The 26,597-nt window shown below is 49.1% G+C and carries 17 protein-coding genes, 2 pseudogenes and 1 riboswitch; of the genes and pseudogenes, 1 reads left to right on the top strand and 18 read right to left on the bottom strand.

What is annotated here, in order from left to right; translation table 11 throughout:
- Positions 1-467: pseudogene (locus N0M98_RS29170) on the top strand (IS256 family transposase); the annotation flags it as partial.
- 269 nt (positions 468-736) lie between these two features.
- Here the strand turns inward: N0M98_RS29170 and N0M98_RS29165 are convergent.
- The 18 genes and pseudogenes from N0M98_RS29165 to N0M98_RS29080 all read right to left on the bottom strand — a co-directional run.
- Positions 737-844: pseudogene (locus N0M98_RS29165) on the bottom strand (RNA polymerase subunit sigma); the annotation flags it as partial.
- Positions 845-897: 53 nt separating this feature from the next.
- Positions 898-1,488 carry an ATPase gene (locus tag N0M98_RS29160; protein WP_259619966.1) on the bottom strand — a complete coding sequence of 197 codons (591 nt, stop codon included), beginning with the start codon at positions 1,486-1,488 and terminating at the stop codon, positions 898-900.
- Positions 1,489-1,987: 499 nt separating this feature from the next.
- Positions 1,988-2,689 carry an RNA polymerase sporulation sigma factor SigK gene (gene sigK, locus N0M98_RS29155; protein ID WP_249864623.1) on the bottom strand — a complete coding sequence of 234 codons (702 nt, stop codon included), beginning with the start codon at positions 2,687-2,689 and terminating at the stop codon, positions 1,988-1,990.
- 253 nt (positions 2,690-2,942) lie between these two features.
- Positions 2,943-5,096, bottom strand: a complete 2,154-nt coding sequence (locus tag N0M98_RS29150) for a CRISPR-associated helicase/endonuclease Cas3 (RefSeq protein WP_259619965.1) — start codon at positions 5,094-5,096, stop codon at positions 2,943-2,945.
- Positions 5,093-5,965, bottom strand: a complete 873-nt coding sequence (locus tag N0M98_RS29145; protein WP_259619964.1) for a type I CRISPR-associated protein Cas7 — start codon at positions 5,963-5,965, stop codon at positions 5,093-5,095. The genes N0M98_RS29150 and N0M98_RS29145 overlap by 4 nt, the downstream gene beginning before the upstream one ends.
- Positions 5,958-8,081, bottom strand: a complete 2,124-nt coding sequence (locus N0M98_RS29140) for a hypothetical protein (RefSeq protein ID WP_259619963.1) — start codon at positions 8,079-8,081, stop codon at positions 5,958-5,960. The genes N0M98_RS29145 and N0M98_RS29140 overlap by 8 nt, the downstream gene beginning before the upstream one ends.
- Positions 8,071-8,676 carry a CRISPR-associated protein Cas5 gene (gene cas5 / locus N0M98_RS29135; RefSeq protein WP_259619962.1) on the bottom strand — a complete coding sequence of 202 codons (606 nt, stop codon included), beginning with the start codon at positions 8,674-8,676 and terminating at the stop codon, positions 8,071-8,073. Before cas5 ends, N0M98_RS29140 begins: the two co-directional genes overlap by 11 nt.
- Positions 8,677-9,221: 545 nt before the next feature.
- Complete coding sequence (locus N0M98_RS29130; protein ID WP_259619961.1) at positions 9,222-9,788, bottom strand: ribonuclease H1 domain-containing protein; 567 nt, start codon at positions 9,786-9,788, stop codon at positions 9,222-9,224.
- 114 nt (positions 9,789-9,902) lie between these two features.
- Positions 9,903-11,501, bottom strand: a complete 1,599-nt coding sequence (locus N0M98_RS29125; RefSeq protein WP_259619960.1) for a methyl-accepting chemotaxis protein — start codon at positions 11,499-11,501, stop codon at positions 9,903-9,905.
- Between the two features lie 177 nt (positions 11,502-11,678).
- A complete protein-coding gene (locus N0M98_RS29120; RefSeq protein ID WP_259619959.1) occupies positions 11,679-13,751 on the bottom strand; it encodes a sensor domain-containing protein in 2,073 nt (690 codons plus the stop codon).
- Positions 13,752-13,832: 81 nt separating this feature from the next.
- Positions 13,833-13,919: riboswitch (cyclic di-GMP riboswitch) on the bottom strand.
- 203 nt (positions 13,920-14,122) lie between these two features.
- Positions 14,123-15,655, bottom strand: coding sequence for a sulfatase family protein (locus N0M98_RS29115; protein ID WP_259619958.1), 1,533 nt, complete (start codon positions 15,653-15,655; stop codon positions 14,123-14,125).
- 90 nt (positions 15,656-15,745) lie between these two features.
- Complete coding sequence (locus tag N0M98_RS29110) at positions 15,746-17,266, bottom strand: ABC transporter substrate-binding protein (RefSeq protein ID WP_259619957.1); 1,521 nt, start codon at positions 17,264-17,266, stop codon at positions 15,746-15,748.
- A 61-nt stretch (positions 17,267-17,327) separates the two neighbouring features.
- Positions 17,328-18,215 carry a carbohydrate ABC transporter permease gene (locus N0M98_RS29105; RefSeq protein WP_249864628.1) on the bottom strand — a complete coding sequence of 296 codons (888 nt, stop codon included), beginning with the start codon at positions 18,213-18,215 and terminating at the stop codon, positions 17,328-17,330.
- Positions 18,216-18,236: 21 nt separating this feature from the next.
- A complete protein-coding gene (locus N0M98_RS29100; RefSeq protein ID WP_249866225.1) occupies positions 18,237-19,145 on the bottom strand; it encodes an ABC transporter permease in 909 nt (302 codons plus the stop codon).
- A gap of 283 nt (positions 19,146-19,428) precedes the next feature.
- The gene (locus N0M98_RS29095; RefSeq protein ID WP_259619956.1) at positions 19,429-21,687 is read right to left on the bottom strand and encodes a glycoside hydrolase family 3 protein; all 2,259 of its coding nucleotides are present in this window, start codon (positions 21,685-21,687) and stop codon (positions 19,429-19,431) included.
- Positions 21,688-21,858: 171 nt separating this feature from the next.
- Complete coding sequence (locus N0M98_RS29090; protein ID WP_259619955.1) at positions 21,859-23,490, bottom strand: response regulator; 1,632 nt, start codon at positions 23,488-23,490, stop codon at positions 21,859-21,861.
- Positions 23,462-25,261: a sensor histidine kinase gene (locus N0M98_RS29085; protein WP_249864630.1), complete on the bottom strand. Its 1,800-nt coding sequence runs from the start codon at positions 25,259-25,261 to the stop codon at positions 23,462-23,464. Before N0M98_RS29085 ends, N0M98_RS29090 begins: the two co-directional genes overlap by 29 nt.
- 439 nt (positions 25,262-25,700) lie before the next feature.
- Positions 25,701-26,489 (bottom strand): hypothetical protein, encoded by a 789-nt coding sequence (locus tag N0M98_RS29080; protein WP_259619954.1) that lies wholly within the window; start codon positions 26,487-26,489, stop codon positions 25,701-25,703.
- Positions 26,490-26,597: the final 108 nt, after the last annotated feature.

Here is a 26,597-nt window from a genome sequence, read left to right as displayed (position 1 = left end):
AAGACCGAGATTCAGAAGTGTGTGATTCATCAAATCCGAAATTCCATCAAATATGTATCCTACAAAGACTTGAAGAAGGTTACTGCCGCGTTACGTCCCATTTATACCGCTCCAACGGAAGAGGCGGCTCTGCAAGAATTAGAGCAATTTGAAGCGGTTTGGGGCAAGCAGTATCCACTGATTGTACGCTCTTGGCGGAACAATTGGGATGAACTCGCCACTTTCTTTAAATACTCCCCAGAATTGCGAAAATTAATCTATACAACGAATATGATCGAAAGCTACCACCGTCAGCTTCGCAAGGTCACAAAAGGAAAAAGCATTTTCCCGAACGATGAGGCATGGCTTAAGATGCTTTATCTAGCGACAATGGACGTATCCGCAAGTGGACGGGACGCGTTCAAAATTGGGGACAAATCCTGTTGCAGCTCACTGTGCACTTCCCTGAACGTGTACAGGTCCGCTAAAGGACTTTACATGGAGAGGGCGGGCATGATAGGCTGGTTAGCCTCGCGATGCCTACTTTCCAGCATCGCCCAATCGCGAGAGGCCATGCCCGCTAGAGGCTCCATGTCAAGCCCGGCTCCAAACTTTGGGTATAACTGAGTTTACACAAAATTCTTGACAGACTCGCCACTTATAAAAAAGAAAAGTGGCAGCGGAATGCCCAGTTTGAATTAGAAATTTCCCCACTCTTCCCAACAAGAAACCCTTTATCTTTTTACGGATAAAGGGTTAGTGTTATCTCATTTCCCTCCTTGTCTGTACCGATGAGGTCATGAAGCGACACGTCCTTCTTCGTCTTTTTCAGCGACCATAGATGCATCAGGATCTCGGTTCTAATGTCATTAGTGATCATTAGCTTTTTAGCAATTTTCTCAACTATACGCTCTTGAATTAGATCTGATCTAGGTGCTTCTCAACTTTCCTCGCCCACTCAGGCAGCACAGCAGCTCGATAAATAATACGTTTTTGGTCAGCTTCCATGACGATCTTGCCATCTGACTCACTATTGTCGATCAGAACTAAATAATCGATGAGATCAAGATGAGCAAGTAAATTCTCTACGGAGGTATGGTGCCGCCTTATGATATCTTCGGATGGAATATGATGACCCCCGTTTTTCACCCGGGCGGCAACCCTTTCGATATTCAATCGATAATCACCTAATCCAACATAGAACATGACAACCTCAAAGCCTTTACTCTTCGCTTCACGCATTTGACGAATGACGTTACCGCCTGCCAAAGTCGTCTCAATTGAAAAATCCCGTTTGTTACGAATACAATCTCTTACAATCTTAATGGCTTTTTTTCCGGCACTTACTTTGTAACGCTCGGGTTGTTCCGCATCAATCGCGCGAGCCAGTGCATCTGCATCAATATTTACACTAACACCAATGCGATCCACAATAAGATTTCGAATTGTGCTTTTACCACTACCATTGTTTCCAGCGAACACAAACATCGTAGCAATCGGGCTATTCATTGGAGAGCTCCGAATCCTCGATACGTTCTATTTTCCCATTGCTGTACTCTCTAACCATATGACCCTCACTTGTCTTATACACAATGTATGTGCCATTCGCTTTTGCATCCAATTTCGCTCGATCGCCTGTAAGTTTAATGTATTTATTTATGTCCTGCATCCGGTTCATATTAATCACCGCCTGATTTTAATTGTACTATTCAGGAACTAGCCCCAACTATCTATGCCTAAAATTATATCATAATACCTTTACACAAACAGCTTAGCCCATGATCGACCACTTGATGATGCTGAATCGCGGCAGCAATAGCTTCAGTACCATAGAGCAATTTAATAAGTTCATTCCGTGATATCCCATTACTGTGTAACCCCACTTATTAAGAAAAACGACCATAGACATTTATCTGTCAAAGGTCGCATCATTGTCTAAAACCCCAGTTGGGGGTTTTCTTAGACAAGAAGAGCCTGCCATTGCCGGCAGGCTCTTTCAACAACGTTTTTACCGCTTCGCCTTATAAAACTCATGATACAGCTTCATCAGCGCACGCTTTTCAATCCGCGATACGTATGAGCGGCTGATCCCGAGCTCCTTGGCAATCTCCCGCTGGGTTCGTTCCTCCCCGCCATGCTCGAGTCCGAAGCGGCCGACGACGACTTCCTTCTCGCGATCATCCAAAATATCCAAATTTTTATATATTTTGCTTTTTTCGATTTTCAGCTGCACTTTATCTACGACATCGTCGGCTTCCGTACCGAGAATATCGATGAGCGTAATCTCATTTCCCTCCTTGTCCGTTCCGATCGGGTCATGCAGCGAGACGTCTTTGCGCGTTTTCTTCAGGGAACGCAAGTGCATCAAAATTTCATTTTCTATACATCGGGCCGCGAACGTAGCCAGCTTGGTGCCTTTGTCCGGGCTGAACGATTCAATCGCTTTGATCAAACCGATGGTTCCTATGGAGATCAAGTCCTCCAAATCTTCGCCCGTATTATCGAATTTTTTAACGATATGGGCGACGAGCCGCAGGTTATGCTCGATAAGCAGGTTGCGGGAATGCTGATTGCCTTGCGCCATTTGCCGCAAATGTTTATCTTCTTCCGCTTCGGACAGCGGCTGGGGAAAAGCGTTGTTTTTGACGTATGAAACCAGTAGCATTAACTCTTTGATGAACAGGGCTATCGCTGAAAAGAAGCCGGGCATAGCTGCCACCCCCTACAAGTTTTGCGGAGCAAAACTGCTTCGGAAGCCTCCGCTTATGAGATCAGTATCATTTTATGTAGGCGATGGCCTATAAGTGCCTGTACGCAGCAAATAAACGCGCCGCCAACGAATCGGGCGATGCGTCGAGTTAATGGGCCGCGACATAATCTCAGATTCGAGACTGCAGTGCTTTTCTGGATATGGTATTTAAGTTCTTAATCTCAACGAGGAAGCGACGACCCTCGCATCGCCATTAAATGAGGCTTTTCATATACCCTAAAAAGCTGTCATATTGCTCCTTTTCGAGCACGGGCAATTCCCCCTGGTCACACCCAAGCTTGCGTAAAACGGAACGTCTCATACTAACACTGCCTTTCTGCATTTCAGTTGCCGACACAACTATTCCTTGACTTAACTTACCTGCAAGCTCAGCATCTGCAACAACGGTCACATGCTCCTCCGGGATCACCTTGAAATTTGTTGCAACATCCAAAAAAGCGCACTTCCGCTCAAGCTTGTTTATCTCGTCTGGCGATGTCCCCATCATTTTACATTCCAAGTCAAAGGTTTGGGTTACCGCTTCCGTAACCGACGTGGTAGGCAGCGTTCCTGAAGCAATCTGCTTGCGAAAAACGTTCTTCGAAATATCAAATGACGGATTATAACCAAAACGATCCTCTGTTATGGAAAAGGCATGCAGTGAACTATTCTCATATTCGCCATTTCTGCTAACTCTTCCGCTCAATTGAATGTAGCTCGATAGTGAGCGCAGTTCACAGAATCCATACTGGAAGGAAAAATCCATGCCACATTCAATACAGCTTGTTGCAACCAGTGTCCAATTGCGATCATCGCTGATTGGAGAACTTAATCTCCGCTTAATTTCTTCGATCACGGTTTCCCTATCGTTCGGGGTCAATGCTGTTGATAGATGAAGCACATCATGTCCACGATTTCTTAGCGCGCTTGCCAGATAGGCTGCTGAGCGAATGGTGTTGAGGACAACCAGCTTTGATCCGTGATATTGCTCCATAGCATCTATAAGCTCTTCTGCATTTTTGAAATGTGGTACTTGCTGTTGCCACACGTTTAGAGTAATTCTATTGTTCTCAAAGTTATTCAATTTTTCAGTAATGTCTCGGGTCAGTAATGGAATAACCTTAACGGGAGAAATCTTTCTGAACATCGGGAGTTCCCAATATTTGAAGGAAGTCGCAGAACAAAAGCAAACTCTGCAACCCCAACGTGAAGCTAGTTCAGCGATCCATCTCCACGCAGGAAGCATTAATGACGAAGGCAGTAAAGCATGGCTTTCATCAAGAATAATACCGCTGCCCGGTAGTTGATGAAGCTTGCGGATCTTCGAGGGAATATTGCTTGCAAGGGTCTCGAAAAATTGAACCGCCGTTGTAACAATAATCGGCGCCGTCCACGTTGCAGCCAAGTGACGCAATTCATAGGTTTCAAAATCAGCCTGATGATGGTGCTCCGCAATAATAGTCTCCGGTGCTTCTCCGTCAAGCACCAGCGCCTCACGAAGAGTTTTTACCGTCTGGGAGATCAGACTGGTGTACGGCAAAACCACAAAGATATGTCTCAAGTCATTGATTGCAGCAGATTTTAGCATATGGGCCATAATTGCTGTTGTTTTTCCCGTGCCCACAGGACTGTCACAATATTCTAATGTCTCATCAACAGCAGCATGATGACAATGCAGGTATAGTTGTTTGCGCAGCTGGTTTCGTTCTGAATTTGGCTCTTCTGCAAATTCTTCGAGAGATCGAACATATTGGCTAAGCCGATTTAGTCTTTCAGACCAGCGCCTTTCAGGAATTGAGGGTTGTTCTCCTGCTGAATCAGAATAATCTGCATCCACAAGGGAACTTAACAGCATCCTGTACTCCAACGCGGACATCTTATATCCAGAGACAGTCCGCTCATTATTGAAAAGATCTCCTACAGCCTCATTATGCAGCGTTAAATATGTGCCCAAGTGCTTCTCCGTGTTTTCCATTGCAGTTATAAATCGAAAAGGGTGCGGTTTCGTTTTCTCTTCGATCAGGTTAGGCAATCCTGGCCGGTGATGTGCATAAATCAACGTAGCTGACGGACATTCATGATGAGCAGCAGCTAAGTGAGAAACACCAGCATCCCTATGCTCTACGGGCAACCGTTTCGCTTTCTTCTGTCCGCTCAGCACTTCCTGATTCTCCCGGTCCAGCTTGCCTAAATCATGATAGGTAGCCGCATGTCCAACAACAGCTTTATAAAACTCCCTCTTGCCGTTATCAACAAACGGGGAAAATTTTTCAACATTTCTACAAGCGGCAGCTACTACCCCAGTTATATGATCACGATATGTCTGTGACAGTTTGCCGCCGCGAGCGCTATGTGCTATAAGCATCATAGCCTGTCCATCAAATTAATAACCGGAGATGTCTTCCCTTCGAGCTGTGTGTTGAGCGCAGCTATATTCTCCAACAGAGCTGCTTCATTATAATCATTCCATGAAGTTGCTGCACCTGTTGTGTTGTTAATTTTCGCTGGAGTAAGCGCCTCGATAATCTTGAAATCATTGAAGGTTCCACGAGCACGATTGTGCTCCACATAAAATGCATAGCGAATATCTACCTGAGAGCGAATATATGAGGCTGTTTCCTTATAGGCATGGGGAATAAGACGCAGCAGCAGCTCTATATCTTTTTTGGTGCACCGTGTTTTTTGTGCTGCTGTAGCGTTGATAAAAAACGGCATCGCATACACAGCATAGGAGACGATTCGAAAGGCCAGCGGAGCCATCCCCTTGCTCTTGTCATCCTCAACCGGAAGAACTTTTGTCGTTGTCATACGCTCAATTTTAACCGGATCCAGCGAAACCCCCAGACCAAATTGAACAACGCCGGTGGAGATGAATGAACCAGTGTCCCCTGACTTCTCTTCAAGGAAAGTTGTGCCAAATACGCGAACATCCCAATATTTGTCCAACAATTCCTCGGAGGATAAACTGCGTACATCGGCGCGTTTAGTATCCTTGCTCTCTAGAATATCAAACCCTTCAGCAGAAAGCTCCAACTCCTGGGCAAGCTCCACCCAGATTGGGGAATCTTTGGCAGCAACCAAATCGCGCAGCTTGCGCTTAAAGGAGACGGGAGATATTTCACCGCGACCATCATGACGTGTACGCGGGTCACTCTCGCGGTCTGGATCACCATTTGGATTTGAATTTTTAACATCAATTAACAATAGCCCAGTTCCTCTATTAATGAATTCACTCATTCTTCTCATCCTCCACATTATTCTTTTTTTCGTAGGGAATTGCAGCAAGGTAACCCAGTAGCACCTGTGCTTGCTGAACGGGTGTAAATTGCTCCGGCAACTCACTTGCGGCGAGCTTGGCACTAACTTCGCCATAGCGGGCCAGTATCCATTTGGCAAGCCCTGCGCCTTCTCCGGTAGCCGTGTTTGCCCATGCCTGGTACACCTTCATACGCTCGCGCAACCGATTCAAGCCCTCAACAGGAAATTCAGAGGCAATAGCCAGCATTTCATTGCCCATCAATTGTGTAGGCAATGCTTTCTTCTCATCGCCTCCATTGCGAACTTGTACACAATATAATTTGTGCAGCATATCGGACAATTGAAGAAACTGTCCAATATTATAAGATGCTTCATGCATATAATTCTCCTTTCTAACGTTCAGCCGCCATAATACAATCGAAATTAATGAGATTAGCAGCGCTGCACGTTTTGCTTTGATTTGCCATTCTTTCGTTGCCGGCAGTGCATAATCCACCATCATAAGATGTTTAATATCTGCAAGCATTCTGAATGATTTTTCGGTTATTACTTGCAAACACTTACTAAAAAAATCATGATCCTGAGCGGATGCTTCATGCTGGGGCATGTACAAACGATAAATATCTTGCAAAGACAAAGCACTTTGTTTAGTGGGCTTGGCGGATCCTGATCGCGTATAATGAACTTTTAACAACTGACAGATTTCATTGGGGCCAGGACATAGGGGGACATATTGATCAACTATTTTCTTGTTGCGAACTCTTATTTTAATATCCGGATGATTTTTAGCCGCCTCCATCCACGAGAGGAGATTTTTTTGAAACCGTTCGAAGGACCAGACGTTTTCATAGACGATCTGTTTACGTCCCGGGTCAAGCGCTTCCAGAACTACGAGATTAATCCGGGAGTGCGGATTCTTTTGGGATAAGGTTTCTAATTCATCAAGCACCTGCCGACATAATGCGTCAAAAACTTCCTCCGCGCTTTCCCTATACTCCATTTCCGTCTCATAATCGGAAGGATCCCCCAGTATTTGAGCAAGAAGAGCATCATTATGCGGGTTATCAGTGACATAGGCAAGCAATAGATTAGGATTCTCACGATTACTATCGCTTATTACCTTCCACGACTTGTTTTTTCGTTCCTCCGCTGTCAGAAAAGCAATTGCATCATGAATAGCTCTAACTTCATCTTTTCCCGCTTGAAAAGCTTCTGCACCGTTTAATGAATATCTTGTTAAGCATGGAGTATCTGACTTTTTGGAGTATAAATAAGTTTGCCCGATCACCGGGAGATTCGGATTCGGGTATTTATCACCAACGCCTACAGTATGACTTCCTGTAAACGGTGACACACAGTTCTCCGCAGCCTCGGCGATAAATGCGTTGTCTTGATTATTCAGCAAGGCAACCAGTGTCTGCCTCGTCTCGGATGATGCCGTCACACTATCAAAATTTGCTGTCTCATGTACATCGTAATAGGTCATACAACCTGCAGTATACTTTCTGCTTTTGTTATCCCAGCTCCCAACCAATAACTCCTTTATGCAATCCAGTTCCTCTACGCTATCGCATACAGCGATTTTTCCGCGCAAATAACCGGACAATTCAGCAGTAAATACCAATGACTGTTCTGTTCGTGGAAATACTGAAATCAACTGCTTTAAAGCAGCTAGCTTCGCATCTTGGGACTCCAGCACTGGAGCCAGTTCATTCAAGGACCATTCGGATATTTTGATGTCTGATCCATCGGAATTAAGGGAATCAAAGTTCAGCTTCTCCAGCAACTTTACCTTTTCCGTGATCTTCGCTTTTTTCCATGCGACCATATCTATTTTTACACTTTCTTCAATGGCTAGCAGTGGTTTCTGTACCCGAATAGCTGGAAAATTGTTATGATTTCCTTTGCTATGCTTCCACAATTGTGCTGTCTCCTGAGCGTAGAGAAGTCTTGTAGCTTGAGGGTGACCCGTTCTATCCACTTCAATCAGAAGACAAAGCCCTTTTCCAACATTACGTACATTCGGATTGGTAGTCGCTTGAAGTAATCCATGATGCTCCAATGCTTTGCTAAGCTCATATAACTCATTCAGCATAGAACATCACTCCGTGTTCAATTTTTACATCCTGCATAAAGCGTGGGGAAACTGCTCCATCCGTAGGCCGAGAATACATGGTAGCCAGCATAGAGGGGATAACAAGATGGATGCTTTGATCAATCACAGTCGTATCGCGAATCGGACCAAAATAAGTAGGTACAAATTCCTTCCAGCCCAGGAATGGAGTTGAGTGAAACTGCCCCATAGACAGACGACGAAGTAAAACCTCCTGAAGCTGATGCTGCGGATTTCTGAAGCTTTGAGGCGGTGTATACGACAATATCATGCCATGCACTTTATAACAGACATTTTCTAGAATAGTGGCGAAAAGCTGGAAATTCACTGTCCCGCTTTTTCTCAGTGGGCCTCCATAATTGGTCGAATATTTGCGAAATACGATCGGAGAACAAATCTCAACACGCTGTGGTTCAAAATAAGCAGTTTTTGATAAAGCAACGCACTCGGTCATACTTTTCAAAGCAGATTTTGTTGGCGCAGGATAAGAGATTGGTGAAGAACCGGTATCGGGCCTTGCAAACATCGCTGCCGGGCCTGCAATTTCAAAGGATACAGGGTAGAGCTTTTCAATCATGTAACCACCCTTTCTTGTTACTGAAAACATCAATTCCTTTCATTATTTTAGGTAATAGCTCCGGCATTTCCACCCGCTTCCCCATTGTATTTTCTTTCCATAATAATAACACATGGTGACTCTATGTTGTCAGCAAAATATCTTAGATTAAGATCGCAGTGCCTATATTTGTTGGAGCACAAATATTCCCATTATGACTGTATCTGCCACGGCGTACAAGATGTCGTGATCATCGGGACTATTCGGCCATTCCCGTCCATACACAGATGATCGTCAGAAATCGCCACTTGAAAAATCCCGCTTTGATAGAACCGGAACCAAATCCTCTATTAATCTAGGGACACCCGCGATGCGCTAACACGCGGTTTTCGTCCGTGCGCTATTCGGACCGGGAATTGTCTTTTTTCGACTTCATCCAGGTATTCCAAAGCTTTCATTAAGTTATAAACTTCCTGCTCTTCATTATCACTGCTGTTTTTTTTCGCTTCTTTCTTAAGCAAATCCAGAATAGTTGCGGGCATGGCGTCCGTTATTGACGTGCCACTTTATTGGTTACTGTTTTTTTGTCTAAGGATTAAATCGATCCATTCTTTATGTTCACGCCAACCATTCAAAACACGGATGCCTTGGTATGCAAGCTTTTTTACCCATTTGGTTTCTGAACGCAGGGAATCTGCTTTTGTTGGCTGTATTTGGAATTCCGGTTCGAGGCCATCCTTCCGGATACTTGCAATCCACTTTTTATAGGCTCTATGTTTGTAAGAAACACGTAAATGGCTGATTTTCCGATGTTCCATATCCTGGGTTTGTCCAACATAAAAGGGCATCTGTGTTCGAGGATCAATAATTAGATAGGTGTAATAAGGACCTGGTTCTTCCTCTGCCCCGGTAGACTCAAATTCCACGGAAATCTCTAATTGATCAAAATGATAGTTGGGAGACTGTGCTTCTGGAGCAATCTGCCTCCACCAAATTTCTGCCAGTTCTAACGTTGAGAACGATTTATAGACAGCTCCTTTATATCCTTCAACGTTTTGTTTGGCTCCTCCATCCCATTTGTTATATATTCCCGGATTTTTACCCTTTGCTACAACGTAGAATTTATTATTCATGTAGTTTTCTCCCCGCTGCTCGTTGTTCCAGATCTCCCGTTCCCCGTTTCAACAGGTTTTATTTAATAGAGTCATTCGCCCCCCCGGCGTTTGCCGGAGGCCTCCTATGTTCATTTAAACTTTGAACTTCTTGACAAGCTGCTGCAGTTCTTCGGCCATATTCGCCAAGGATGTAGTGGTTGCCGATACTTCCTCCATCGTAGCGAGTTGTTCCTCTGTGGCCGAAGAGACATTCTGTGCGGTTGCCGCCGCTGTATGGGTTGTTTCCTTAATCGTTTGGACGACGCGGATTATTTGCTCGGTGCCGGCCGACATTTGCTGCGCTGCAGCCGATACCTCCTGAATTTGGTTAACGACATCGTCGGTAGACCTTGTGATCGTTTCAAATGAGCTGCCGGCGGTCGTCACAACCTTCAGCCCCGCGGCTACCTCTGTTTTGGCCGTTTTCATGGACCCGGCTATGCTTAACGTTTCTTCTTGAATTTTGGAGATCAGCTCCTCGATTTGCTGCGCCGATTGAGCCGATTGTTCGGCCAGCTTGCGGATTTCACCGGCGACCACGGCGAAGCCGCGCCCGTGTTCTCCCGCTCTCGCCGCCTCGATACCCGCATTGAGCGACAAGAGATTCGTCTGTGTCGCTATGGCCGTCATCACATTAATTATGTGGCCGATTTCATCGGAGCGGCTGCTGAGAACCTGTACCGTATCCGATAATGTGCCGACAATGCGATCGATAGAGCTCATCTGCCGTAAAGCGCCTTGAATGGCTTCGTTGCCCTCGTTAGCCATATGCGATGTCGCAATGGAAGTCTGCGAAGCCGCTTGGGCGCTTTCAGCAATTTGCTGGATGCCGGAAGACATATCGCTGACGGTTGCGTACATCTCTTCCGCGCTGTCCATTTGCTTATCCGCATCGGCTGCCAGCGTCTCGATGTTCCGGGAGATATGCTCGGTTGCTTTTGTCGTTTGCTCGGCGCTGGCGTCCATTTCTTCGGATGCTGCAGCCAGCAGCTCGGAGTTTTCCCTGATTCGGCTAATGACATCCCGCAAGCCGTGCATCATCGAATTGAAGGAATGGCTGAGCTGCCCCATCTCATCTTTGGACATATAGCGGCTGGAGACGGACAAATCGCCGTTCTCGGCCTCCCGCATCAATCGTTGAAGCTCCTTGACCGGCGAGACGATCAAACGGTAAATGAAAAATCCGATACCGGCGCAAATGACGACGCATAATGCAATGGCTCCCGATATAATGATGATTGCCGATCGCAGGTTGCTCGCATTGGCATGATTCAGGTCGCCCGCTTGCTGATCGTTATAGGCGGTGAGCTGATCTACGATTGCGCTCAAATCGGTTCGCATTGGCTTGACGGTATTCGTGAACTGCTCGTAAGCCTGATCATTTTTATTGGCAAGAGCCAGATCGACCGTCTTTTGCAGCTCCGCTGTATATTTCGCATTGAGTTCGCGGTACTTTTTTAACAAATCCTTCACATAATCGCTTCCGCGTTCTTCGTAGTCGCTGATGATCGCCTCATTGCTGCTTTGGTTGGTTTGAATGTTCTCGACCAGCTTTTGAGCACGCAACGGGTCTTCGGTTACCAGCATCTCCATGATTGAAGTATCGTTTTTACGGTTATTGATTTGAATCGTCTGAATCTGTTTGATCGGAATTAATCGGTCGTTGTACATCATATCCGTATTTTCCGCCATTACACATAGCCTGTCGCTCCGACGATAACGATAAATAAAACGGCAACGACATTCAGAATCCGCAGCTTGTTTCCGATACTCATATTTTTAAACATCATACAGCCTGCCCCTCATCACAATTTTACTTCTAAGCCCGGACCGGCGATGCACATCCGGACGTCCTCTTGCTACAATGCTTTATTCCTCCACCCCCAATCTATTTAGAGGCGGAATTTTGCAAACATCGGGAAGCTCAAGCATCATTTCAATTAATTGCCGGATAGGAATCGGCCTGGAAAATAAATATCCCTGCGCCTCGTCGCACTCGTTTTTCGCTAAAAAATGAAAATGCTCGATCGTTTCAATGCCCTCGGCCACCACATTCGTTTCAAGCGACTTTAATAAGGAGACGATGCTTGAGAAAATTTTGGCGTTTCGATCGTTGGCCGTAAGGGTATTCACAAACGTTTTATCCAGCTTTACCGTATCTATGGCGTATTTTTGAATAAAGCTGAGCGACGAGTAGCCGGCCCCGAAATCGTCCAGCGAAACTTGAATCTGCAAATCTTTCAGCTCGTCCAAAAAATATTTCATCTTCTCCTCGGAGTTATACAGCGCCGATTCGGTGATTTCCAGCTCCAGCCTGCGGGGATCGAATTGCTCCGAATCCAATATTTGCTTGATGGTCGCAACGAACTCCTGATTCATAATTTGCACGACGGATACGTTCACCGATAAATTAAAATTCAAAGCGTCGGCGAGCGGCTTGATTTCCCGGCAAGCGGTTTGCAGCGCCCACTTCCCCAGCTCGACGATCAAGCCCGATTCCTCCGCAATGGGGATAAATTCACCTGGCGGAACAATCCCCCAAGAAGGATGCCTCCAGCGCAATAAGGCTTCGACGCAGGTGACTCTTTGGTTTTTGATATCGTACCGCGGCTGATATTCCAAATAAAATTGCCTGCCTGCAATGGCCTGCTGAATATCGCGGACCAGCGTAAAGCGCTTTAATGTTACCTCATCATTCAAATGAGAATAGATGGAAATTTTTCGTTTGCCGGTTGCCTTGGCGTTGTACAAAGCGATGTCCGCATGCTTGAATAACTGCATGGGAGCGGTTTCTTGACCGCTAGAGCTGCATATCCCGATACTGGCTGCAATGTACAGTTCAAACTCATGGACGTGCAGCGGTTTGAGTAGCCGCTCCAGCAGCTCTTCCGCAACCCGGAGAATGCTTGGATATCCGGCGTCGTCAGGAGCTATTACGGCGAACTCGTCGCCCCCTATTCTCGAAACGAATAAATCCGTAGACGAGCAGACCCGCAGCAAAAGACGGGAGAACTCCTTCAGCAGTTCATCGCCGATATCGTGTCCAAGCGTATCGTTAATCGTTTTGAAGCCGTCCAGATCGATCAGCGCTAAGGTTGCCGGCTGCCGCTCATTGTAATATTCGGCGTTCTTTTGCTCGAAATACCGCCTGTTGGGCAATCCGGTCAGGTAGTCGTAGTTCGCCAGCCGCTCAATTTGTTCGATGTAGTTTTTCAATTCGGTAATATCTCGGGCGATTCCGTAGACGCCGGTTATTTGACGGTCGATATAAATAGGGATATTAATGATATGCGTATGTCTGATTTGACCTGATTTATGTATAATTCTTGCCTCATAAGAACGGTGATGTCCGTATGTTTTCGCTTCGTTAAAATTTTGCAAAGTCATTGCCAAATCGTCCGGATGGATAAATTTCTCAAAATTCATATAGATCAATTCGTCAAAGCTGTAGCCGAGCGTTTCCGTAACGGCCGGGTTCATACTGTCGAAATGTCCGTCCAAATCAAAAGAGTAAATTAAGTTGGTATTGTATTCGAAGAGCGAGCGGTATTTTTGTTCGCTCATATAAAGCTCTTGCTGCATGTGGATGGAATCGGATACATCAATCATCGTTCCATAAATGGTCACCTCCTGATCCTGACGGTTCATCTTTGCAAACACTTCGACATAGATCGAATGCCCGTTGCGATGGTAGCACTCGATCACGTATCGGTTGTGAGCTTGTTTCTCGCCGGAACCAACCTGTTTCTTCTGCTGGAATAAGGTAAGATACGATTCCAACGGCATCAAATCCTGTAAAGTCCGGTGATTATCATAAAAATCCTCTACAGAAGCGTAACCGAATATGGAAATGAAGGCATTATTGACAAACGTCAATGCTTCATTATGGATAAAAAACATTCCGGCAATGGAATCTTCCACTAAATGTTTATAATCAACCATCTTTGCTCCTTTAGAAGAAATAGGTTTTTCAGTTAAAAAATAAAACACCACCCGAACGGATGATGTCCAAAGAACATCCATTTCGGCGGCTTGGCGACCATAGAACGGATGCTCCTTAGGCCCATAGCTTTGCGTCCCTTTCTTTCAAAAGGTTTGCCTTTATCGTTAGATAATTATGATAATTTGGGTATATAGAACTATTTCAATAATCAAAAATACCTAATTGCATAGTGTTGTAAAACCATTATATTCACAATATATAAATTTTTCAACAGGTTGTTACATAATAGCCGGAAATTTACTCGGATTTTGTCGAAAAAAAACCTCCCAACCTCTTAAAAGAGGCGGGAGTTTCGATAAAACCGATTCATCTAATCTGCCGCAACGCCGGCGCGCGCAAACGCTTCGGGAGGCGCTTGCAGTTCGGACAAGGCGGAGCGCAGCAGCTCCTTCATACGGTCATGCAGCTCAGTCGAGCTGTCGAGGAGATTATGTTCCTGCCAAGGATCCCGCTCCGTATCATAGAGCTCGGTAGCGTAGCCGGTCTGCCTGAAGCTGGCAAATTCGGGCGGGAGCTTGACCTCGTATTTCCATACGGTAGCGTCGGTATAGGGCAGGAACCGCCCGGCTTCCACCTGCTCCGGCACATAGCCGGGAAGGAAGAATGCCGCCGGATTAATGTACATCGTAGAGTAATTGTATAAGAGCACGTTCTCGTCCGGAGCGACATGATACGTATGCCTGCCGTCGGTGATGTTAAGCGCGCCGCCGAAATAACCGTACAGCGCCCAATCTCTTACCTTATCCGTCTCTCCCCTCAGCAGCGGAAGCAGACTGCGCCCGTGTCCGAGACGCTGCGGCTCTCCGATCGCTTCCATGATCGTCGCGTATATATCGACGGTCGAGGTCAAGGCCGGAATCCGGCTGCCCTGATGCGCCGCCTGCGGATGCCAGATCATCAACGGAATATGGGCCAGCACGTTATAGTTATTGTAAGCCGGCTTGCCGATCAGATTGCGCTCGCCTAGATAGTGGCCGTGATCCGATGTGACGATGACCATCGTCGAATCCCACAGCCCGTGCTCGTCGAGCTTATCCAGCACCTTGCCGAGGTATTTGTCGGTCAGCGACAGCTTAGCCGCATACTGCGACCGGACAAAAGCAAGCTGCCGCTCGCTCAATTGCCCGTGCCCCTTGTCGGTGCGTCCCGAGTGAGCCCATACCGGCAGATCGGGATCATGGATGTCCTCATCCGTATACATCCCGGCAACGCTGTCGGGATTATGGAACGGCTCATGCACATCGAAGCTGTCGATGACGAGCATAAACCGGTCATGCATGTGGTTATCCTCCAGCCACTGCTCGGCGCATGTAAACACTCTCGGAGCGAAGAAATCCTCCTCCCGGCGGAAGCTTCTGACGTTCTTCGCATAAATCGCCCGATTGAACGGCTTCGGCGACCCCTCTCGATAGCTGATCTGCTTCAGGAAGGGCTCGTCCTCCGCTTGCAGAGGAGCCGTTTTCCAAGGGTCCAGCTCATGTCCGCGCACCAGCTCGAACCCATGATAGTCGTCATAATAGCCATGGCTGTAGCCGAGAAAAAAGTGAAACTGGTCGCTGATAAACTGAGAGACGTACCCGTTGCGGTTCGCAGCGCGCGCAACCGGCAGGTCGAAGGGCTCCACAGGTCCCCATGACCGCCACAGAAACTCCTGCGTGCCGGTATACAGCTCCCTCCTGGCCGGCATGCACGGCAAGCTGCCTGAATAGTGCCGGTCAAACACGGCCGAACGGGCCGCCAATCGGTCCAAATTCGGCGTCAAAACATCCAGTCCGGCCGGTTGGCCGTAAGCTTTCAAATAATGCCTGTTCAAGCTGTCTAGCGTAATCAAGATCACATTCATGAACGATCGTTCCTCCCATGGCCGTTCAGCGGTCCGTAAGGCCGCCGAACGGCATTCATTCAACCTGCTTGCAATGCCGAAGTTCTGGTCTTACTTCGCCGAGCTCTTCCAGCGGTCGAGCTGCGCCTGCTTCTCGGAGATAATCTTTTCCATTCCCGCCGCTTTCAGTCGGGAGATGAACGTAGGCAGCGTCTTTTCCGGATCCAGCGTTCCCGTCTCCAAGCCCGCTTTGAACTGCTGCAGCACATTGTTTACGGCACCGACCTCGGTTTTCACCGGCGTCGCGTCGAACGTAAAGCCGAGAGCGACCGACTTTTTAGCTTTTTTATTGAACTCGTCCGTTTTTTGCCAAATATCCGGCATCTGATTCGGCCAAGTGTAGTTCAGGAACTGGTTGCCGAACATAAAGCTGATATTGCCCGTGTTATAGCTCACCGATTTGACGTCGACACCCGGCGGATAATCAATGACATTATCCGACTTCTTCACATAATGGGTGCCCTCGATGCCCCAGTTCAGCAAATTCACCAGTTCTTTGTCCGAATAGAGCAGATTGATCAGCATCATTGCTTTCTCCGGATTTTGCGAGCCTCTCGGTATGGCGTGCATGAAGTTCGTTACATGCGAGGTCGTCGATACCGCATCGGTCAGCGGTACGGTCACCATCGGCATGCCCGTTCTAAGACTTTGCGATTCGGCGGAGCCGACCTTCATTACGTTGAAGAACGAGAATGCCTTGTTCGCCTTAACTACGTCGTAAGGCTGCTCTGTCGAGGTGGCCGCATCGCGGGAGAAATACCCGGCCTCGTACCATTTTCTCATCGTCTTCAGCAAATCGGCGTATTCGGCGCTTTCGTACAGGTTCTCCACCTTGAAGCCGTTGTCGTAGTTAGGCAGCACGCCCAGCTTGTCGACCAGCACGTCGTCTTTGAGCAAGTTGTCTACCGGCGTCGAAGCGGTCGATGTCACGATAGGGATGAGCTGAGGCTCGTTCTTTTTGATCGTGGCGAATACCGCGTCCAAGTCTTGGATCGTCTTAATCGCGCCGAGATCGATCTTGTACTTATCGATCATATCTTTGCGCATCACGATGCCGCCCTGCGTAGCCAAATCCTTGTTGGTCGGTATCGCATATTGCTTGCCGGACACTTTGCCCGCATTCAGGTAAGCCGGGTCCATCAGCTTCGTAATATCTTTACCGTACTTGGCCAGCAAGTCGTCCAGCGGCAGGAAATGTCCCGCGGATACTTGGGCGGAGAAATTGTAGATGGAGGAGGCCATAAAGACGTCGATTTTCTCCTGGCTTGTCAGCGCCAAATTCGTCTGCTGCGCCCAAGCCCCTGCGCTGATCGGCTGCAGCTTCACCGTGGCGTTAATTTTTTTCTTCGTAATTTCGCTCATCGCTTCAGATACTTTTTTCGTATCGGCGGATTCATTGCCCATGTACACCAGCGTCACTTCGTAAGGCTTTCCGCCGTTGTCGGAGGCTGCGGCGCCGCTCGCGCCTTGCTTCGCTCCATCGGATGCGGAGCCTCCGCCGCCCGAACATCCCGCCGCCATGACCGATAAAGCCAAGGGAAGCGCCAGCAATACCCGCAATTTTTTATTCATGTAAAACCCTCCTCATAGTTATCTCTGTATATGCTTTAACCGATAAATATCGGGCCAAGCCTTACCCTTTGACGGCTCCGACCGTCAAACCCTTTACGAAGAAGCCTTGGAAAAACGGATAAATCAGCAGGATCGGCACGATCCCGACCACCGCGATGGCGAAGCGGATCGACTGGGTAGGAATCGCTGCGGTCATTTCCCCTTGCGCCGAGCCGAGATCCATCTGAGACAAATACTGGGCGTCCAGCAAAATCCGGTTGAGCAAGTTCTGAATACTGAAGAGCCGGCTGTCCGTCAGGAAGATCAGACCGTTGAACCAATCGTTCCAATAATGGATCGTCTGGAACAAGCCGACGGTCGCCAAGATGGGCAAGGACAACGGAAGTACGATCTGGCCGAAAATTCGCAGCTCGCCCGCGCCGTCGATTTTCCCGGATTCGATAACCTCGTTCGGAATCGTCGTCTGGAAAAACGTCCGGGTAATCATCACGAAGAACGCATTGGTCAGGCCGATGGGGATAATGAGCGACCAAATCGTGTTTTTCAGCTCGAACAGCTTCGTATAGACGAGATACAGAGGGACCAGTCCGCCGTTAAACAGCATGGTGAAGAAGATGAAGAAGGCGAAGAACTGGCGCAGGGGCAGCTCCTTGCGCGATAGCGGGTAAGCGAGCAGCGTCGTAATAGCAAGACTGGCCGCCGTTCCGATGATCGTGACGATGATGGTTACGCCGTAAGCCCGCGCCAGCTTAGCGGCGTCATTCCACAAATAATGATACGCTTCGGTGCTGAACTCGGACGGAATAAACGTATATCCGTTCCGAATGATCGCATCCTGCGAGGTGAACGAAGCCGAGAACAGCAGGATGAAGGGCAGAATGCACAGGCAGGCCAGAACGATCATGAACAAGTTAATCAGCCATTGGTACACGTTTTCTTTCGTTTTCATGCGATCTCCTCCTGGCCGCCGTTAAAACAAGGCGTTGTCCTTATTGATTTTGCGGGTAATAAAATTAGCCGTTATGACCAGCACGAATCCTACCAACGATTGGTATACGCCCGCAGCCGAGGACATCGCCACATCGCCGAGATTGATCAGGGCGCGGAACACATAAGTGTCGATCACGTTCGTCGTATCGAGCAGCGCGCCCGAGTTGAGCGGCACCTGATAAAACAAGCCGAAGTCGGAATAAAAAATGCGGCCGATCTGCAGCAGCGTCATGATCATAATGACCGGCGTGATGAGCGGAATGGTAATGCTGCGAATTTGCTGCCATTTCGTAGCTCCGTCGATCGTAGCCGCCTCGTAATATTCTTTGTCGATCCCGATGATCGAGGCCAAATAAACGACGCACAGATAGCCTGCCTGCTTCCATATGCTGACCAGCGGTAAAATGTACGGCCAATACTTCGGCTCGCTATACCAGGAAATACCCTCAAGACCTAGCCAAGGCAATATCGTTTTATTGACGAAGCCGGTTTCCATATTCAGGAAGGCGTAAACCAAGTAGCCGATCATCACGGATGAAATCAGATGCGGCAGCAGTACAAAACTTTGATAGCTGCGTTTAAGCACCTTGTTTTTGACTTCGTTCAGAATAATGGCCGTCGCCAGAGCAGCCACGAGATTGAGCACAATAAACGCGCTATTGTACAAAATCGTATTTCTCGTAATGATCCAGGCATCTTCGGTCAGAAACAAATATTCGAAGTTTTTGAATCCGACCCATTCGCCCGCAAACAGCCCTTTTGCAAAATTGACCTCCTTGAAGGCGATCACAATGCCGAACATCGGCAAGTAATTGTTGATAATGAAATAGATCAGACCGGGCACCATCATAAGATAGAGAACCTGGTATTTGGAACAAGCTTTGAGCATCGACGCCAGCCCGGCCTTGCTGTCCGTGCGGCTTTCTTTTCTGCGCTGCTTTAACGCCTCAGCTGTATTCACTTGGGTTGCTCCTTCCTTCGTTTGGGATGTCTCTATTGTATAATGCCCGGCCGCCGCCATCTAACGCAATGCAGACCTGTCGTTGTAAAAATCCAGATATGATATGCTGCAAAACGACAAGCAGAAAGGCAGCCTGTCCTGCGGCTTGTCTTAACAGCCCCTATGCGAACGTAAAAACCCCCGGCAGTGCCGGGGGCGCGTGTTATACGGCTCAATGCTGTTTGCGGTAGCGGGCGACTCGTTCATCGCGAATCGTTCCGCTCCAGTTCAGTCCGTAAGCAAAATCATAGGCATGGCCGGCCGAATCGATATATACCTCCATATCATGCGGCACGTCCTCGCATTGCTCTTCCACCGTTTTCATATGAGCAGGCATTTGGAACGGCAGCAGTCCGCTCGGCTCGGCTCCTCCGGTCAATAGCTCCATAAGAGCCTCGTCCTGAATGCCGAAGTTCGCGATGATCGCGCTGGCTGCCGCCTCGAATTCTTCCAGGACGGCGGGATTAGACAGCGTGATTGAGACGACGACCGGCTTCTCCTGCATCAACTGCTTCGTCCGCAGCACCATGTCCAGGTCGCCTTCATTGGCTACGGTAATACGCTTCCCTCTGTAATTGCGGTCCGCCGTATCCCGAGGATCGCCGGCGATGCTCGATTCACGGGCATGCTCCGCAGTGTACGGGCCGTACTGCAGGCTGATCGGCACGTAGCCCGTTCCTCCGGCTTCCGCGTCTGACCTGCTGTACCCCATCGAAGAGTGAGGATTTTCGATGCAGACAAGGGCGAAATCCGCTTCCTCCGCATGTTCCGTCACTTCAAAATACCGGCTGACCGTCTCCAGGTTAAGCGGATAGGCGTCCACGGCAGGCGTGGCCGTGCCGAACCAGTCTGTGCCGGCGGGAAGGCTCCGCTTCGGGATATATACTTTCCGGCGCTTAGGCAGCGGAAGCGTCTGCCGTTCATTCTTCAGCAATACGCATGATTTCAGCTGCGCTTCGAAGCCGGCGCGGACAAACTCCTCGCAGCCCGCTTGAGCGATCGTGTCCGCAACCTGCACGTACGGGTTCTCGAACAGTCCCAGCCGGAACAGGTTACGCAGCAGACGGACCGCGGATTGCTCGAACCGGCTGCGCATGAAGGCTTCTCCATGCTCCGCTACCCCGATGCGATATGCCTCTACGATCGGTCCGGCCTGGTCGTTTCCGCCGAATTGGTCCACGCCGGCCATTAGCAGCTTATAATGCCTTTGAGCCACCGTATGCGACTCTTCCACTCCCCAGCAGCGTCCGCCCGGGAACAAGCGGTCGATCTCCGGCTCGTCGGCCGTAATGCCCCAATCGGTGCAGACGACGCCGTCGTAGCCGGCCTCCCCGCGCAGTAAATCTTGGATCATATAAGAGCTGTAGCTATTTCCCACGTTTTCCCCGTTTTTCTTATCTTGGTCAAAAGAAATCGTATAATACGGCATGACCGCGGATGCTTGTTCCGTCTTGCCGCTTAACCGGAACGCTCCTTCCGTAAACGGGATCAGATGCTCGTTGAAGTTATTTCCGGGATATACGGCGTATTTGCCGTAGCCGAAATGCGCGTCGCGTCCGCCTTCACCCGATCCTCCGCCGGGCCAATGCTTCACCATTGCGTTAACGCTGTGATACCCCCAGCCGCCGGCAATTTCCGCTTCCCCTTCCGAAGTTTGGAAGCCGTCGATATAAGCTCGGCCCATGTCGGCCGAAAGCTGCGGATCTTCGCCGAACGTCATGCCGAAGCGGAACCAGCGCGGATCGGTCGCGATGTCCACCTGCGGAGACAGCGTCGTCGCCAGTCCGAGCAGGCGGTATTCCCGCGAAGCCACCTCGCCGAACCGTTTGGCAACCTCCGGATCGAACGTCGCCGCAAGCCCCATGGACTCGGGCCATACCGAGAGACCTCCGTTTCCGCCGCTGTTGAATTCGGCCGAGGAATCGCGTCCATGGCGCGGGTCCGAGCTGTTGTTGGCCGGAATGCCGAGAGGCTGCCCTTCGGCAAAGGCTTGCAGGCGATTGTTCCACCTTGCTGCCGTTTCCGGACTTTCCACCTTAGTGACCAGAACATGGCGGATATGATCCTTGGATAAGAAGGCCCGCTGCTGATCCGTCAGCTCCCAGGACGGCACCCCGCTTTCCCTGAACCCGGCGCCCCCGTAAGTGGCCGGATTCCAACCCATGGCGCCGGGAATAGCCTGATGGGAGCTGTACAGCATCAAGCCGGCGATTTGTTCGATCGTCATCTTCGATGCCAAATCTTTGGCCCTTTCATCGGGCGACAGCCGCCAATCCTCATAGTCGTCCAGGTCGCCGTCCTTGCTATGATCTTTGAAGGCAAGGCCGTCCCGGTATAGGATGCGTACCCCGGAGGCTTCGCTATAGGCGAGCAAAGGCCCCCCTTCGTTTTGCACATAACGGATAGCTTCGTCGTTCTGGTTAGAACTCATCGTAATCCCCCTTCTGAACTCATCGGTCACAGGCTTCGCATCTTATGCTCGCCTAATCCCGTGAGGAATGTCCCTTCCTATTGTAGCGGGAACGCGCCCGCCGTTTCTAACGGAAAACAGACTCGTTATTGTCATTATTCGGACATTGTCGTTTCCGCAGGCTGTCCGCGTTTATCGGGGAAGCTCCGCCCGGAACTCCTGGGGCGTCATCCCGAACTTGTTTTTAAACGTTTTGGAGAAATACGAGAAGCTGGAATAGCCAACGGAGGCGGCTACGATCCCGATAGAAGCTCCGGTATGCTCCAGCATCGATTTGGCTTCCTTCATACGCTCGCTCACGACATAATCCGAAAGCGCAACGCCGGTCTGTTTTTTGAACAATTTGGCCAAGTAGTCCGGATTCAGATACACGTGATTGGCAATATCTTTACGCGTCAAGGGCTGGTCCAGATTCGCGGCGATGAAGACCTGCACCTTATCCACGATGCTCTCGCTTTCTTCCCGCTCATGCAGATTAGCCATAGCAATTTCGATGACATGCCCCGCCCATTCGTTCAGCTCGACGAAGGAACGCGTTACGACGAGCGCCTGCTCGGGCGACAAGAGGTCGGAGAATATGTCATGAGCCTTCAACCCTTTGGCATGAAGCACATAGTAGATCATTTGAATAAAGTCGTGATAAAAATAATGAAGAATGCGCGCGCTTCCCTTCTCCCTCGCTTTAATCCGGTTCAGATACGATTGTACCTCGCTCAGCAGCCGCTCCCGCTCCCCCTGCTTCAGCAGCTCGGTCCACTCGCTCACAAGCGGGTTATCCGTCGGCTTCGCGTCGCGCTCCGTTTCCTCCTGCGCAGGCTGCTCCTCCATAAAATAGGCTTGATTTACGTGAATGACGTTATTTTTATGAAATCCGCCCAAGCTTTCGACAAGCTCGCTTATTTGATGAAGATAGGCAGGTCTGCCGATATAGCAGGACAATTCGCAGTACATGCTCTGGTTGCAAAATTGAATGAACGCCCGGCACTTATCTCTCCAGTCGAGCTTCTCCCGCTCCTCCTCTCCGTCATCCAGGCAAGGCAGAAGCGCGATCATCGAACCGGCATGCCACGGAATGACTTGGCCCATGTCCTGATTCGGAATCAGACTATGGGCCGCGGCATTGCGCAGCGCATACTCCATAATTTTCTCGTCGCGCGGAGCGAGCTTTCTTCTCCATCGCTGCACGCTGATCAGAATCGGCGCGAATCGCGTCTGCCCGGTGTACGGAATGTTGCGCAATGCCAACGCTTTATCGATCTCCTGCGGATCGGAAGACAGCGTCCGGTTGAGCAGATCGAGCCAGAACCTTTCGATAATGAGCGGCTGATGCTGCTGCCATAAAGTGAAGTAGTGGGCGTAGCTTCGTTTGAATTCCGCTTCCTGCCGCCGTTTTTCCACCTTATCCAGCACTTTGCCGATAACTTCCTCCAGCTCGCTGTAGCGTACGGGCTTCAGCAAGTAATCGTGACTGCCAAGCTGAATGGCCTGCTTGGCATACGCGAAATCCCCATGGCAGGTCAGGAAGATGCACTCTTTCTCCGGATAATGCTCCCTGACCCACATCAGCAGCTCAAGTCCGCTGCCTTCGGGCATCTCGATATCGCAGATCAGAAAATCGACCGGGTAGCTGCTTATCAGCTCCTTGGCTTGACGTATATTGGAAGCGAGATGGACATGCCCGACCCGCAGGCCGTTCCAATCCACCCCCGACTGCAGCCCGTCTAGAGCGTAACGCTCATCGTCCACCAGCAGCGCTTGATACATCGTATTCCTCCTCCCTTGCCTTTCTATAAGTTATCGGCAGCCGAATTTGCACAATCGCCCCGCAATCGATCCCGTTCGAGAAATAGACGCCGGCGTCGTCTTCCTCGTACAGCAGGCGCACTCTGCGCTGAATGTTCCAAATGCCGATATGGTTCCCCAGCTCGTCGCCGATGTCGATGCCTTCGGACAGCTTGTCCAGCACATCCTCGTCGAAGCCTTTGCCCGTATCGCGAATATCGATCCACATCCAGAGCGGATCTTCCCAGTCGACATACGCCTTAACCGATATATGCAGCGGATTGTCCATTGAAACGGCATGCTTGATGGCATTCTCGACAAAGGTCTGGCAGACGAGCGGCGGTACCAGAACATCCATGCAAGGATCTTCGACCGTGATCGACGCCGTGAGCTTGTCGGGGAAGCGCAGCTCCTGGATTCGGACGTAATTGCGCGTATGCCCTATCTCGTCCTGCAGCGGCACCAAAGACATATTGCTGCGGAACATATACCGGAAATGCTGCACCAGACTGAGCGACATATCTTGAATGAGCTGGAAATTTTTTACCTGAGCCAGATGATAGACGATATTTAGCGAATTGAGAAAAAAATGCGGATTGATTTGCAGCTGAAGATGCTTAAGCTCCGTCTTCTGATTGTTTAACTGCTCCTCGTAAACGTTAATTTTTAATTCCTTAATTTGCGTCGCCATCGCATTGAACGTTTCATTGATGATCGCAAATTCGTCCGAAGAAGCTTTCGGATCGATCCGCACTTCCCAGTCGCCGGATTTAATTTTGCGCATGGCCGAAACGAGCCGCTTCATCGGAACGAGCACCGCCCGCCGCAAAAAGAAATAGACGATCGGCAGCACAATGAAGGTCGCCACAACGATCATGATCACAATCCGGCGCAGCGGCGGAATGTTCTCCATTATTTGCTTGTCGTGGATCAGGGCGACCACGCGAAAGGCCCCTTTGTTCGAGCTCTTGCTGACGACCATATAGGAGCTTCCTCTCCCCTCCATCCGATAAGAACCGGCAGGAGCGTAAAGCTTGATCCCCTCCCGGTCCAGCAGCGGATCGTCAGCAACAGGCTCGTCCTGTTCGTTGACGAGAACGAACCGGCCTCCCGTCCCCAAATCGGCCGATCCGAACGGCGCCATCATTTGATCCGTGCTCATCACCGCGCCGAGCAGCACGTTGCCGTACCGGATGATCCGGTACAAGGAGGGGGGCTGATCGCCCTCCTGACGGAGAAACCAGAGATTGCGGTCGGTATACCCGTCGAAATCTTCCGTAAACAGAAGGGACAGCGCGTTCTTCAGCCGTTCCTGCTCCGGATAGGTCATCGTTTGGCTCTGCGCGGCGATCAGATCCTCGTTCGTCTGCGAATAAACGAAGAACATCTCGATCTTGTCGTAATACACGGCGTCATTCCCCAGCTTGTTGTGAACGCGGATTCGCGCCAGATTGTATGCCTCGGCATCATTGGCCTCCGGCACGTCCAGCGCCAGCAGGTCGGATTCCTTGGCGATCAAGTTATACAAATATTTGTCGATATCCTCCAGCTCCCGATCCAGCGTCCCCATATACATGCTCAGGACGTTCTCGTTGGAATGGGCGACCTGATTGCGAATCACCTCCGTGGCGTAAAAGTTGTAATAAATCAGCATCAAGCTTAATGGGAGAATAAGCAGCAGAAAGACAAATAAAATCTTGTTGCGCAGCGATTGGAACAGCTTCTGCCTCCATTCCGTCATGTACCGCCTCATGCACCCCCGCTCCTTTCGGCGCCAATCGGCTTATCAACGGACAAGCACGCTGAATTTTTTTCTATCTTATCACGATGAAGCGCTTTCAACAATTGTCTTTCCCAAATCTTCGATAAAGCCGGGTGCGAAAGGACGGTGAAAAGTAATTGATTAGGCTTAAATTAAAGGACTTGTACGGAAAAACTGGAAAGACGCAAAAAGAAATCGCGGAAGATATGAACATAAGGGAAGCGATGTTAAGCGGCTTATCCAATAATCTTCGGACGTCAATTGACATAGAGATTTTAGACGAACAAACGACATACAAAACCCGTTGATAAGTAACTACTCCTTGCAAAATATCCCCATAAAAATAAAACGGGCGCCGACCCCAACGAAAACGAAGGGGGAGACGCTCTTATTTCGCTTGTCTGATAGACACAACTTGCAACCGCCAAGTTTACTGCAAAGGCATCCAAGCTACTTTCCAAATGCCTTCACGGTTCTGAATGAGTTGAAACGCTTTCTCCTCCTTCGGATTTCCGATGCCGTCAGTCATCCATATTACAGCGCTCTTCTCGTCGATTTCTTCTACCAACTCATGAGTTTGCTTCAGCTCAGTCCACATTTTTCGGGAACGCTCTATCGTGACCTTATCGTTTGAAATATCATTTATATATGATTGGTAACTCGGTATATCGTAATCAGGGTCTTTGATAAAAAGCGCGTAGCTCACTTCGTAGTCGCCCGCTTCCGATGCCTTTACATAAAACTTGAATACGTCAAGCGGTGAAAGCTTCCGAAGCAATTCCTCGTCTTTTTTCTCAGCAAATTGTTCATATCGTTTCTCCATCTCACTTGAGAGCGTCCATTGCGCGGTTTCGTTCGGCCTTACTTGGTCTGTTTGTTGTAGAATCATGATCCCCTCCGAATCCGCTTCCCATACCGCTTCATAATCGCCATACCAGCGCAGGTCTGTTTCCTGTCCGTAACAACTTGGCGACCCCAATGGAGATACAGTTGCTTTTGTTGCAGGCCGGACTAACAACCGTCCTTCCTTTTGCATTCCAACTGCCCGGATTGAATTGTCTGCAGTTCCTTGAGTTTCCAAGTTTTCAGCACTTGCGTTCACTAATTGTTTTTGCTGATTGGATGATTCTATAGCCTTTTCCTGTGGGTTTACCGAATTACATGAGGACAAAATAAAAATAGCCGATATGAAGCATAGAAATGCAACATTGTTTCGCATAAGCTCCTCCCTCAAATTTTCACTTTATGATTATGACGACACCAATAAAACGAAAGTTGCGCAACACCCAGCTTTCACTTGTTCCAGCCGGGTATAATCCGCCACGCT

It is taken from the genome of Paenibacillus doosanensis (genome assembly GCF_025060755.1).
Taxonomy (GTDB): Bacteria; Bacillota; Bacilli; order Paenibacillales; family NBRC-103111; genus Paenibacillus_S; species Paenibacillus_S doosanensis.
This window is presented reverse-complemented; position numbering and strand designations above follow the sequence as displayed.

What these genes read in the sequence shown, in the direction of transcription:
- N0M98_RS29160 (WP_259619966.1), bottom strand. Translation starts at nt 1,488, where the DNA reads ATGAATAGCCCGATTGCTACGATGTTTGTGTTCGCTGGAAACAATGGT.
- sigK (WP_249864623.1), bottom strand. Translation starts at nt 2,689, where the DNA reads ATGCCCGGCTTCTTTTCAGCGATAGCCCTGTTCATCAAAGAGTTAATG.
- N0M98_RS29150 (WP_259619965.1), bottom strand. Translation starts at nt 5,096, where the DNA reads ATGATGCTTATAGCACATAGCGCTCGCGGCGGCAAACTGTCACAGACA.
- N0M98_RS29145 (WP_259619964.1), bottom strand. Translation starts at nt 5,965, where the DNA reads ATGAGTGAATTCATTAATAGAGGAACTGGGCTATTGTTAATTGATGTT.
- N0M98_RS29140 (WP_259619963.1), bottom strand. Translation starts at nt 8,081, where the DNA reads ATGCTGAATGAGTTATATGAGCTTAGCAAAGCATTGGAGCATCATGGA.
- cas5 (WP_259619962.1), bottom strand. Translation starts at nt 8,676, where the DNA reads ATGATTGAAAAGCTCTACCCTGTATCCTTTGAAATTGCAGGCCCGGCA.
- N0M98_RS29130 (WP_259619961.1), bottom strand. Translation starts at nt 9,788, where the DNA reads ATGAATAATAAATTCTACGTTGTAGCAAAGGGTAAAAATCCGGGAATA.
- N0M98_RS29125 (WP_259619960.1), bottom strand. Translation starts at nt 11,501, where the DNA reads ATGGCGGAAAATACGGATATGATGTACAACGACCGATTAATTCCGATC.
- N0M98_RS29120 (WP_259619959.1), bottom strand. Translation starts at nt 13,751, where the DNA reads ATGGTTGATTATAAACATTTAGTGGAAGATTCCATTGCCGGAATGTTT.
- N0M98_RS29115 (WP_259619958.1), bottom strand. Translation starts at nt 15,655, where the DNA reads ATGAATGTGATCTTGATTACGCTAGACAGCTTGAACAGGCATTATTTG.
- N0M98_RS29110 (WP_259619957.1), bottom strand. Translation starts at nt 17,266, where the DNA reads ATGAATAAAAAATTGCGGGTATTGCTGGCGCTTCCCTTGGCTTTATCG.
- N0M98_RS29105 (WP_249864628.1), bottom strand. Translation starts at nt 18,215, where the DNA reads ATGAAAACGAAAGAAAACGTGTACCAATGGCTGATTAACTTGTTCATG.
- N0M98_RS29100 (WP_249866225.1), bottom strand. Translation starts at nt 19,145, where the DNA reads ATGCTCAAAGCTTGTTCCAAATACCAGGTTCTCTATCTTATGATGGTG.
- N0M98_RS29095 (WP_259619956.1), bottom strand. Translation starts at nt 21,687, where the DNA reads ATGAGTTCTAACCAGAACGACGAAGCTATCCGTTATGTGCAAAACGAA.
- N0M98_RS29090 (WP_259619955.1), bottom strand. Translation starts at nt 23,490, where the DNA reads ATGTATCAAGCGCTGCTGGTGGACGATGAGCGTTACGCTCTAGACGGG.
- N0M98_RS29085 (WP_249864630.1), bottom strand. Translation starts at nt 25,261, where the DNA reads ATGAGGCGGTACATGACGGAATGGAGGCAGAAGCTGTTCCAATCGCTG.
- N0M98_RS29080 (WP_259619954.1), bottom strand. Translation starts at nt 26,489, where the DNA reads ATGCGAAACAATGTTGCATTTCTATGCTTCATATCGGCTATTTTTATT.